Source organism: Campylobacter lari (genome assembly GCF_001017575.1).
Lineage (GTDB): Bacteria > Campylobacterota > Campylobacteria > Campylobacterales > Campylobacteraceae > Campylobacter_D > Campylobacter_D lari_C.
This window is the reverse complement of sequence record NZ_CP011372.1, coordinates 1,365,428-1,375,285: the sequence shown is the minus strand read 5'-3', so window position 1 is coordinate 1,375,285 and position 9,858 is coordinate 1,365,428. Positions and strand designations below refer to the sequence as shown.

Annotated in this window: 11 protein-coding genes and 2 pseudogenes; 8 read left to right on the top strand and 5 right to left on the bottom strand. The window is 30.3% G+C overall.

Translation table 11 applies throughout. The annotated features are described in order from the left end of the window. Positions 1-41: 41 nt before the first annotated feature. The 5 genes and pseudogenes from CD56_RS08580 to bioD form a co-directional block, all read left to right on the top strand. A pseudogene (locus CD56_RS08580) lies at positions 42-815 on the top strand (cache domain-containing protein); the annotation flags it as partial. 819 nt (positions 816-1,634) lie between these two features. Further along, positions 1,635-2,033 (top strand): annotated as a pseudogene (locus CD56_RS08575) (methyl-accepting chemotaxis protein); the annotation flags it as partial. Positions 2,034-2,097: 64 nt separating this feature from the next. Then, a complete protein-coding gene (locus CD56_RS07080; protein WP_047208640.1) occupies positions 2,098-2,445 on the top strand; it encodes a DMT family transporter in 348 nt (115 codons plus the stop codon). Beyond that, entirely contained in the window at positions 2,445-2,759 is a 315-nt protein-coding gene (locus CD56_RS07075; RefSeq protein ID WP_039619256.1) for a DMT family transporter, read from the top strand. The genes CD56_RS07080 and CD56_RS07075 overlap by 1 nt, the downstream gene beginning before the upstream one ends. A 7-nt stretch (positions 2,760-2,766) precedes the next feature. Next, complete coding sequence (bioD, locus tag CD56_RS07070) at positions 2,767-3,339, top strand: dethiobiotin synthase (RefSeq protein ID WP_047208639.1); 573 nt, start codon at positions 2,767-2,769, stop codon at positions 3,337-3,339. Here bioD and CD56_RS07065 read toward each other — a convergent pair. After that, positions 3,313-4,581 (bottom strand): adenosylmethionine--8-amino-7-oxononanoate transaminase, encoded by a 1,269-nt coding sequence (locus CD56_RS07065; protein WP_047208638.1) that lies wholly within the window; start codon positions 4,579-4,581, stop codon positions 3,313-3,315. The genes bioD and CD56_RS07065 overlap by 27 nt on opposite strands. 127 nt (positions 4,582-4,708) lie before the next feature. Here CD56_RS07065 and CD56_RS07060 point away from each other — a divergent pair, with 127 nt between their 5' ends. Genes CD56_RS07060 through bioC form a run of 3 tightly spaced genes read left to right on the top strand, consistent with a single transcriptional unit; the run spans position 4,709 to position 7,139 of the window. Continuing rightward, positions 4,709-5,833, top strand: coding sequence for an aminotransferase class I/II-fold pyridoxal phosphate-dependent enzyme (locus CD56_RS07060; RefSeq protein ID WP_047208822.1), 1,125 nt, complete (start codon positions 4,709-4,711; stop codon positions 5,831-5,833). Next, the gene (locus CD56_RS07055) at positions 5,830-6,456 is read left to right on the top strand and encodes a pimeloyl-ACP methyl esterase BioG family protein (protein ID WP_047208637.1); all 627 of its coding nucleotides are present in this window, start codon (positions 5,830-5,832) and stop codon (positions 6,454-6,456) included. The genes CD56_RS07060 and CD56_RS07055 overlap by 4 nt, the downstream gene beginning before the upstream one ends. Next, a complete protein-coding gene (gene bioC / locus CD56_RS07050) occupies positions 6,441-7,139 on the top strand; it encodes a malonyl-ACP O-methyltransferase BioC (RefSeq protein WP_052768389.1) in 699 nt (232 codons plus the stop codon). Before CD56_RS07055 ends, bioC begins: the two co-directional genes overlap by 16 nt. On the opposite strand, the gene blaOXA is transcribed toward bioC, so the two are convergent. Genes blaOXA through surE form a run of 4 tightly spaced genes read right to left on the bottom strand, consistent with a single transcriptional unit; the run spans position 7,113 to position 9,729 of the window. Beyond that, positions 7,113-7,880: an OXA-493 family class D beta-lactamase gene (gene blaOXA, locus CD56_RS07045; RefSeq protein WP_047208635.1), complete on the bottom strand. Its 768-nt coding sequence runs from the start codon at positions 7,878-7,880 to the stop codon at positions 7,113-7,115. The genes bioC and blaOXA overlap by 27 nt on opposite strands. Continuing rightward, positions 7,877-8,326 (bottom strand): GNAT family N-acetyltransferase, encoded by a 450-nt coding sequence (locus CD56_RS07040; protein ID WP_047208634.1) that lies wholly within the window; start codon positions 8,324-8,326, stop codon positions 7,877-7,879. Before CD56_RS07040 ends, blaOXA begins: the two co-directional genes overlap by 4 nt. Then, positions 8,310-8,963, bottom strand: a complete 654-nt coding sequence (locus tag CD56_RS07035) for a ThiF family adenylyltransferase (protein WP_047208633.1) — start codon at positions 8,961-8,963, stop codon at positions 8,310-8,312. The genes CD56_RS07040 and CD56_RS07035 overlap by 17 nt, the downstream gene beginning before the upstream one ends. After that, a complete protein-coding gene (surE, locus tag CD56_RS07030) occupies positions 8,956-9,729 on the bottom strand; it encodes a 5'/3'-nucleotidase SurE (protein WP_047208632.1) in 774 nt (257 codons plus the stop codon). Before surE ends, CD56_RS07035 begins: the two co-directional genes overlap by 8 nt. Positions 9,730-9,858: the final 129 nt, after the last annotated feature.

The window sequence follows — 9,858 nt, the reverse complement described above, 5'->3', positions numbered from 1 at the left end:
ACAATATTTTTATATTTACGACAAAATTTGGAGGTTTGTTAATGTTTAAAACTATTATTGCAAGAAGAATATCTATACTTACGGCCTTAATTTTGCTTATAGGCTTTGGAATTTTTGTAGGTATAAATTATCATTCTTCTAAAAGAGATATTTTACAAAGTATTACTCATGGTAAGCAAGAAAGCGTTAAAAACGGAAAAAGTTTTGCTGAGCTTTATTTTAATTCAAGAAAAGAAAGTATTGAGAGAATATCTAAAAGTATTGTAGCTGGCAAAAATACAGACAAAGAGCATGTGGCTAAATTTTTAGAATATATTTTTTCTTTACATTCTTTTACAGCTATTTATGTAGGATATGAAAAAGATGGTAGTTTGATTGATGTTGATATTAATTCTAAAGGTAAGCATTTTATTTTAAATCAAGAAAAAGATGGTTTTGACGCTAGAGTAAGATCTTGGTATAAACTCACAAAGGATACTAGAAAAATCAATATTTCAGATCCTTTTGAAGATGTAGTAACCAAAAAAATGGTTGTATCTATAACAGCTCCCATAGAAATAGATGGAAAATTTATAGGTGTTTTAGCAGGTGAAATTTTCCTTGATGATATGCGAAAAGCTTTTGAGGAGTTAAAAATAACTCCAAGCAATAGTGTGTTTTTAATTAATAGTAATGGAAACTTAATTGCTCATTCTTCTGGGTATATTGATTTAAACAAAGAGACTGAAATAGCAAATGCGATAAAAATGTTTATTAGTGTTGCAAGTTTAACCCCAAATGAGCCAACAAATTTGATCGAGTATACTTTAAAAGGTGATCAGCGTGTAGCAGTATGTATAAATACCGCAAATGAAATGATGTTGTGTTCTGCGAATTCTTTAAAAGATTATGATGAGGTTTTTGATAAGCTCTTGATAACTCAAATTATTTTTGGAGTAATATTTGTATTGATAATTATAGCTATATTGGGTGGTATGATAGATTATTTTCTTAAAAAAATTATAGTGATCAAAAATACTTTAGAAAGTTTTTTTGATAGCTTAAACTATAAAAAGAAAATGGATTTAATAAAAATAGATCTTAAAGGAAATGATGAATTTGCAATTATTGCTCGTGAGATTAGCGAAAGTATTGTAAGCATTCAAAACAATTTACATAAAGACCAAGAAGCAGTTTCTGAGAGTGTGCAAAAAGTTAAAGAAATTGAACTTGGAAATTTATCAGTGAGATTAGATAAAAATCCTATTAACCCTCAACTTATAGAATTGAAAAATATTTTAAATGGTATGTTAAAAGTTTTAGAAGAAAAAATAGGTTCTAATATCAATGAACTTGATAGAGTACTTGAAAGTTATAAGGCATTAGATTTTTCTACTCAGGTTCAAAATGCAAAAGGTAATGTAGAAATTACAACAAATGTTTTAGGTGATGAAATTAAAAAAATGCTTATTTCATCCTCTACTTTTGCAAAAGAACTAACTTTGCAAAGTGTAAAACTAGAAGAATCTATGCAAAAATTAGTAGATGGGACACACTCTCAATCTCAATCACTTGAAAAATCAATACACGCGGTAGATCAGATCAATATTTCTATGCAAAATGTGGGAGATAAAACAAAAGAAGTGGTAACACAAGCTGAAAATATCAAAGAAATTGTGAATGTAATTAAAGATATAGCAGATCAAACCAATTTACTAGCTTTAAATGCAGCTATTGAAGCAGCTCGTGCGGGTGAGCATGGACGAGGGTTTGCAGTGGTAGCTGATGAGGTACGTCATTTAGCTGAAAAAACAGAAAAAAGCTTAGGAGAGATAGAGGCTAATGTTAATATTTTAGTTCAAAGTGTTAATGATGTTTCTATATCAATGCAAGAGCAAACTCAAAGTATTACACAGATTAATGATGCCATAGTTAATTTAGAAGATGTTACAAAGGAAAATGTAGAAATCGCTAATTTTACAAACGAAGCTACCAAAGCCGTAGGAAACATCTCTCAATCTATATTAAAAGAGGTAGAAAGTAAGAAAATTTAACTTTATAGAGCTTATTGTTTTGTAAATTTAGTTATAATTTGCGCTTTTGAAAAAAAGGTAAATTATGATAGAAAGAACAAAAATAAGCTCTAATTTTGGTTGGTTTATGGTTATTTTAGGTGGTTTGGTTGAGTGTTTTTGGGTGAGTGGTTTAAAATACTCAACTGAAATTTGGCATTATGCTTTAACAGCTATTGGTGTAAGCATATCTTTTACATGTTTTTTAAAAGCTTGCGAAAGACTTGAAGTAAGCATTGCTTATAGTGTCTTTGTGGGTATTGGCACAGTTGGAGTGGTGCTTAATGAGATGTTTATTTTCAATGAGCTAACTTCCATTACTAAGCTTGCTTTAATAGCCATTTTGCTTTTAAGTATCATAGGTCTTAAGATTGTAAGCAAGGAAGCTAAATAATGGAATGGTTTTTTTTATTTTTAGCGACTGCTTTTGAAATTTTTGGTGTGATTATCATGAAACAACTTGTAAGCACTAAAAATAAGCTTTATCTTTTAGCTTTGATAGTGTGTTTTGGTTTTTCGTTTGGGTTTTTAAGCCTTAGTATGCAAAGCATTGCTATGAGTGTGGCTTATTCTATATGGACAGGAGCTGGAACTGCAGGCGGGGTTATCATCGGAGTGCTTTTTTACAAAGAAAGTAAAAGCTTTTTAAAGCTTTTTTTAATTGCTCTTATCATTGCTTGTACTGTGGGTTTAAAAATACTTTCATAGGCTTAAAATGAAAATATACATTAGTGGTATAGACACAGATGTTGGTAAAACTTATCTAAGTGCTAGACTTTGTAAGGAATTGGATTTTGATTATTTTAAGCTTATCCAAGCAGGCACGCCAAAAGATAGCGAGGTAGTAGCTGAGTTTAGTCCAAAAACTAAGATTTTCAAAGAAGGTGTGTTTTTAAAAACCCCTGCTTCCCCGCACAAAGGCAGGATTTTAGAAAATTTAAGCTATAAAGCTTTTGATATACAAATTCCACAAAGTGATAAACTCATCATCGAGCTAGCTGGTGGGCTTTTTTCGCCCCTTGATGATGAAAAAACAATGATTGATTATATGAGTGTGTTTAAGTACCCTACGATTTTAGTAGCAAAAGACTATCTAGGAAGTATCAATCACACTCTTTTAAGCATAGAAGCACTAAAACAAAGGGATATTAAAATCCTTGCTTTAATCTTAAAAACTCAAGATAATTTTAGCAAGGATTTTATAAGCAATTACGCTAAAATTCCTATCATAGAATTTGATGATAAAGTGTGTGAAAAACTTTCAAAAATCTTTAAAAATTTCTCTTAAAGACTGCACTACATAAGCAATCTCATCTTCATTTATAACATATGGTGGCATGAAATAAATTGTATTTCCAAGTGGTCTTAAAAGCAAGCCTTTTTCTAAGGCTCTTTGAAAGACTTCAAGTCCTGCTCTTTTATATTTGCTTTTTTGTATATCAAATGCACTTACCATACCTAAATTTCTAAAATTTCCTAAAAAGTCAAATTCTTTTAAACTCTCCCATTGAGTTTTTATAAAAGCACTTTTGATTTTATTTTTTGCGATGATATTTTCTTTTTCAAAAATATCCAAAGTCGCATTAGCCGCTGCACAAGCTAGGGCATTACCCGTGTAAGAGTGAGAGTGTAAAAAGGCCTTTTGGCTCTCATAGCTATCATAAAATTTCTCATAAATTTCATCTTTAGTAAGCACCACTGAAAGTGGTAAATACCCACCCGTGATAGCTTTAGAAAGACATATATAATCAATACTTTGTGAGCAATAATCAAGCGCAAACATTTCCCCTGTGCGTCCAAAACCTGTGGCTATCTCATCAAATATCACTTGCACACCATAATCTTTAGCAAGTTTAACCGCCTCATCTAAATACCCAAGCTCATACATATGTATATTGCCCGCACATTGAAGTAAAGGCTCAAGTATAAAAGCACAAATTTCATGATGATGATTTTTTAAAATACTTTCTAAAATTTCAAGTTCTTTTGTATAGTCTTTGTTTGTTGGCACAGGTGTTGTGATACTTTTTAAAAGTAAAGGCTCATAGGTTTTTTTATAAAGTGCTACATCGCCAACGCTTAATGCGCCTAAGGTTTCTCCATGGTAAGAATTGCTAAGCGATAAGAATTTATCCTTTTTAGAGCCATTGTTTAAGTGGTATTGAAAGCTCATTTTTAAAGCCACTTCTATGGCCGAACTACCATTGTCTGCAAAAAAGCATTTATCAAAAGGCAAAAGCTTACAAAGTCTTTGCGAAAGCTTTATGATAGGCTCATGCGAAAAGCCTGCAAGTATAACATGCTCTAAGTTTTGTAGCTGATCTTTGATTTTTTCATTGATATATTCATTACAATGGCCAAAGATATTTACCCACCAAGAGCTAATGCAGTCTATGTAAGATTTTTCATCAAAATCATACAAATATACTCCCTTAGCTTTTTTTATAGGTATTAAAGGTAAAAACTCATGATCGCTCATTTGCGTGCAAGGGTGCCAAATGTGTTTTAAGTCTAGTTCTTTTAAATTCATTTTTACTTCTTTGATTTTTATTGCTAATGATACTACATTTAAGTTTATGTGTTATCTAAAAATAGCAATCACTTCTTTTAACATTTTTTGTATAATTGAATATTTAAATAGTAACAATAGGTTGAGTATGCAAATTGCACAAATTTTAGATGCGTTAAAACAACAAGATAATTTTAGAATTCTACGCTCATTAGGGCATGAGGGAAAATATGTCGTTTATAATGAGCAAAAATTGCTAAATTTAGCGAGCAATGATTATTTAAATTTAAGCAACGAAAAAGCATTAAAGCAAGATTTTTTAACACATTTAAAAGAATTTGAATTTTCTAGTTCAAGTTCAAGAAGCTTGAGTGGCAATTATGCGATTTTTGATGAATTTGAAAGCTTTTTAGAAGCTAAGTTGGGCAAAAAAATTTTGCATTTTAACAATGGCTATGCCTTAAATGTTAGCTGTTTGCAAGCTTTAGCAAGCATTAAAAATACTTTGTTTTTAGCAGATAAGCAAGTGCATGCAAGTATCATCGATGGTTTAAGGCTTGGCGGGGCTAAATTTATAAGGTTTAAACATAATGATATAAAACATTTACAAAGCTTAGTGCAAAAGCATTATAAAGAATTTGAAAATATTATCATCATAAGTGAAGCGCTATTTAGCATGGATGGAGATTTTGCACCTATAAAAGAAATCATAAATTTAAAAAAAGAGTTTAAAAATATCAAAATTTACATCGACGAAGCTCATAGCATAGGGTGTTTTAATGATGATGGTTTGGGTTATGTGAAATTTTTGGGTTTAGAAAAGGAAGTGGATTTTTTAGTTTTTACCTTTGGTAAGACCATAGCTTCCATGGGAGCTTGTATGATAAGTGATGAGAAAGATTTTTTTATCAACAAAGCAAGAGCCTTTATATACTCAACTGCTATTGCACCCATCAATGTAGCTTGGACTTTGCATGTTTTTAAGCATTTACATGAATTTAACGCTCAAAGAAAAGAGCTTTTAGGGTTAAGTGCTTGGTTTAAAAATGCTTTAGCAAGTAAAGGTGCAGTTTTAGGCGAGGCTTATGTGATATCTTTTATTTTAGGGCAAAATGCATTAGCTAGTGAAATTTCACAAAAGCTTTTAGAAAATGGTGTTTTTGCACCTGCTATTAAAGAGCCTACCGTGGCTAAAAATACAGCTAGAATTCGCTTTTCTTTGCATGCTGGGCTAGTGAAAAAAGACTTAGAAAAGGTTTTGGAGGTACTTTGAAAACTCATTTTTTACATAAAAATGCAAATTCATCTGAGTTGATTTTATTTTTTTCAGGATTTTGCTCGCATTTTAGCCATTTTGCACATTTAAAAAGTGATGTAAATGTTTTAATGGTGTATGATTATACGAGTTTTGATTGGGAATTTGATCTTCATAAATTTGAAAAAATAACTCTTATTGGCTTTTCCATGGGAGTTTGTGTAGCGAGTAAAATTTTAAAAGATATAAAATTTGATAAAAAAATAGCCATAAATGGTACAAATTTACCTATAGATGATGAATTTGGGATTAAAAAAGCCATTTTTAAACTTACAATGAAAAGATTTGTTTTAGAGGATTTTAAAGCAAATTTGCTTGAAGAAAGAATGAGTTTAAGTGATGGATTTTATTTTGAAAAAAACGAACATTTAAAAGCAGAACTTTTAAGCTTATATGAGTTTTGTACTAAGGATTTAAATGAAAATTTCACTTGGGATAAAGCCATAATTAGCAAAGAGGATAAAATTTTTCCACCAAAACATGCTTTTAATTTTTTCAAAGAAAAGGCAATGTTTATTGATGAGCCACATTTTGCATTTTTTAAATACCACACTTGGGAAGAGCTTTGCAAACTTTCATAAGAGCAAAAGATACTTATAGCGCAAATACACCAGTGCAAAAAGACATGGCTAAAGAGCTTTGTAAAATGCTTAGTGAGAGTGATTTTAGAGATTTTGAAGCGGTGTTTGAGTTTGGCTGTGGGGTAGGGGTTTTTAGCAAGGCTTTGCAAGAGAGCATTAAATTTAAGCATTATTTTTTAAATGATATTTATCCTTTTGAAAATCCTTGTAAGTTTGATGAATTTGGTGTTTTTGATATGAATGAACTTAAAAATCATCATTTTTATACGAAAAAATTTGATCTTATAGCTTCAAATGCTTGTATGCAGTGGCTAAAGATAGATGAGCTTTTAGAAAATCTTGCAAGCATGCTAAGTAAAAATGGGGTTTTGCTTTTTTCTACTTTTGGAGAAAAAAATTTCACTCAAATAAAACAAAGCACTAATTTATCACTTGAATATTTAACTTTAGAGCAAATTAGGCAAAAGCTTTCTAAAAATTTTAAGATCATAAAGGCAAAAGAAGAGTTAAAAGAGCTAAAATTTGATCATACTTTAGAGCTTTTTAGACATTTGAAATTAAGCGGGGTAAATGCTTTGAGTGATAAATTTTTTATAAGCAAGGCATTTTTAAAAAACTATGAAAAAGAATTTCAAAATACCTTGACTTATCATCCTTTATTTTTTATGTGCCAAGTTTATTAAATTTGATAGATATTTTTTTGCTAATTCTTCTCTTAGATAAAGCTTGTTAAAATCACTTATATCCATACATAAAGCAAAAGCATAAATTTGATGAGTTTTTTTATCTTTTATAAAACCTACGATTTGTCCGTATTTTTCTTTACCCCAGCCTGTTTTTGCAAAAAACTCATAATGGCTATTTTCACTAAGTTTTATTATATTTATAATTTCTTTTTGTATATTTTTAGGATAATCTAATTTTAGATTTGCTAGTTCAAAAAGTAAGTTTGCTTGTTCTTTAAGACTAATTTGTAAAGAGTCATCTATCCAAAATTCATCGATTTTACTTATTTTTTGGTTGCCATAGTTGAGTTTATTTAGGTTTTTTTGCATTTTTTCTAAGCCGATTTTTCTAGCTAGTTCTTTATAGGCAGGTAGTTGTGATCTTTGCATAGCTAGGGCTAAATTTGCGTCATTTTTCCAAGAGAGTAAAAATACCTTTTCACCTTTGTAATGATAAAAAATTTCATTGGTATCTTTTACAATACCTTCATTAAGTGCGATTAGGGCATTGAAAATTTTAAAAGTAGAGGCAGGTAGGATGCGTTTGTTTGCTTTTGTAAAATCATTACTATAATAATCCTTGCCATCGTAAGCTATAAAAACTCCACTTTCATTGTAATCTTTAAAAAGATCTTTTAAATTTTCATTTGCCAAAGCAAAAGAGCAAAAAAGACTAAAAAGTAAAAGTATTTTTTTCATTTTATTTCCTTTTTCATTAAAAAATTTTTCAATTCTTGTTGATCTATTATAACAATGTTTTCTTTGATGATTTTAAATCCTGCTTTTAAAAAGAAATTTTTAGCACTAAGGCTAGCAAAAGTATAAATTTCACTATAAGGGTAGTTTTTAAGAGCAAATTCTAATAAAGCTTTGCCATAACCTTGATGAGCATAGCTTGCATGAGTAAAGCAAAGATCGAGAGTTTTTTCTTCTAAATTTATACTTATAAAAGATATGATTTGACCTTTTTCTTCATAAACAAAGCCTAGTTGATTTTGAAATTTTTCTTCCCAAGCTTTTTGATCTATATTAATCCATGCATGAATTTGTTCTTTTGTGTAATCATTTTTACAAAGAGTAGATACGCTTTGCTTAAAAAGCTTGATACAAGAAGCTAAGTCTTTTATATCAAGCTTTCTTATCAAGCACTTTCCTTAAAGCCAAAGAAGCTAAAGCAAGTCCAAAAGAGGCTGTCACACCCATAAATGAGCCAAGATCTTTACAATGAGCTTCTTCATCTGAAAATACCACATCAAAATCCCCTTTAAAGCCTGATTTTCTAAGCTCATAACGGAATTTTTTAGCTAGGGCATCGCCGTGTGTTTTAAATATACTTGTCGTTTTAATACGCGTTGGATCAAGCTTTCTAGCTCCACCGGTTGATGAGATAAAAATTTGCTTTTTTAAATCAACCAAGTTAGCCAAAGCAACCTTAGCAGGTATATCATCAATCGCATCAATGATTAAATCAAACTCGCTTAGATCAAAACTTTTTAAAAACTCATCATCGATTTTACCAACTATACCTTTGGCATTGTAAATGCGTTCAAAAACCTTAGCTTTTTCTACGCCTATATTTTCACTATGAAGTTGGCGGTTTTGATTAGTAGTTTCAAATTTATCTGCATCGATTAAAGTTAGATTGCTAAAGCCACTTCTAAAAAGCGCATCAACACAAATTCCACCAACTCCACCAAGTCCGCAAACTAAAACTTTGGTATTTTGAAATTTAATAAAATTTTCTTCATTAACAAGCCATTTTATACGCGTGTATCTATCCATTTTTCATCCATTTTTTGAGATTTTTCATTTGATTATAAGCTGTTAGATCAAGCATTATAGGTGTTATTGTGGCATAGCCTTGTTTTAAAAGTGCTATGTCTGAGTCTTTTTCATTTTCATGATCAAGATTAGCAGCAGCTAGCCAGTAGTATTCTACACCTCTTGGATTTGTATTTGAGTGTGCTTCATAACTATAAATTCTTTTACCTGCTTTGCAAATTTTTAAGCCTTGAAAGGCTGTTTTACTAGAAGGAAAGTTGATATTTAAAAATTCTTTTTTATCTAAAGGAAAGCCCTTTTCAAAGATATTTTTGACTATTTTTTTAGTAAGCTTTAAAGCAAGTTTATAATCAAGCTCTTTTTGGCTATCTTTGTAAAATTGTGATAAAGCAATTGCAGGAATTCCATGAAGCACTGCTTCCATAGCACCTGCGCAAGTTCCTGAGTAGGTTATATCCTCGCCTACATTAGCACCTTTGTTAATCCCACTTATGACAAGATCAGGTAAACGCTTTTTGTATAAAGCATGCAAAGCAAGATAAACACAATCTGCAGGTGTGCCATCATCAAGTTTATAAAATCTTTTTCCAACCTTGTGAAATCTTAAAGGTTTGGTTAGTGTTATGGAGTGCGAGCATGCTGATTTTTCACTAGCAGGAGCTACTATGGTGATTTTAGCTTTAAAATGCTTTCTTAGCATTTTAATAAGCTTTTTTAAGCCTTCGCTTTCATAGCCATCATCGTTTGTTATTAAAATTTCTTTCATATTTTTTCCTTTTTTTAAATTTTAACACAAGTGATAAAATATTTTTTAAAATAAAGAAAAATTATTAGTGGTGTTTTGTATTATAATTTATTTATAATTATGATAGTATATTTAAATTTAATTCAAGGA

What these genes read in the sequence shown, in the direction of transcription:
- surE (WP_047208632.1), bottom strand. Translation starts at nt 9,729, where the DNA reads ATGAAAGAAATTTTAATAACAAACGATGATGGCTATGAAAGCGAAGGC.
- CD56_RS07060 (WP_047208822.1), top strand. Translation starts at nt 4,709, where the DNA reads ATGCAAATTGCACAAATTTTAGATGCGTTAAAACAACAAGATAATTTT.
- blaOXA (WP_047208635.1), bottom strand. Translation starts at nt 7,880, where the DNA reads ATGAAAAAAATACTTTTACTTTTTAGTCTTTTTTGCTCTTTTGCTTTG.
- CD56_RS07080 (WP_047208640.1), top strand. Translation starts at nt 2,098, where the DNA reads ATGATAGAAAGAACAAAAATAAGCTCTAATTTTGGTTGGTTTATGGTT.
- CD56_RS07035 (WP_047208633.1), bottom strand. Translation starts at nt 8,963, where the DNA reads ATGGATAGATACACGCGTATAAAATGGCTTGTTAATGAAGAAAATTTT.
- bioD (WP_047208639.1), top strand. Translation starts at nt 2,767, where the DNA reads ATGAAAATATACATTAGTGGTATAGACACAGATGTTGGTAAAACTTAT.
- CD56_RS07065 (WP_047208638.1), bottom strand. Translation starts at nt 4,581, where the DNA reads ATGAATTTAAAAGAACTAGACTTAAAACACATTTGGCACCCTTGCACG.
- CD56_RS07075 (WP_039619256.1), top strand. Translation starts at nt 2,445, where the DNA reads ATGGAATGGTTTTTTTTATTTTTAGCGACTGCTTTTGAAATTTTTGGT.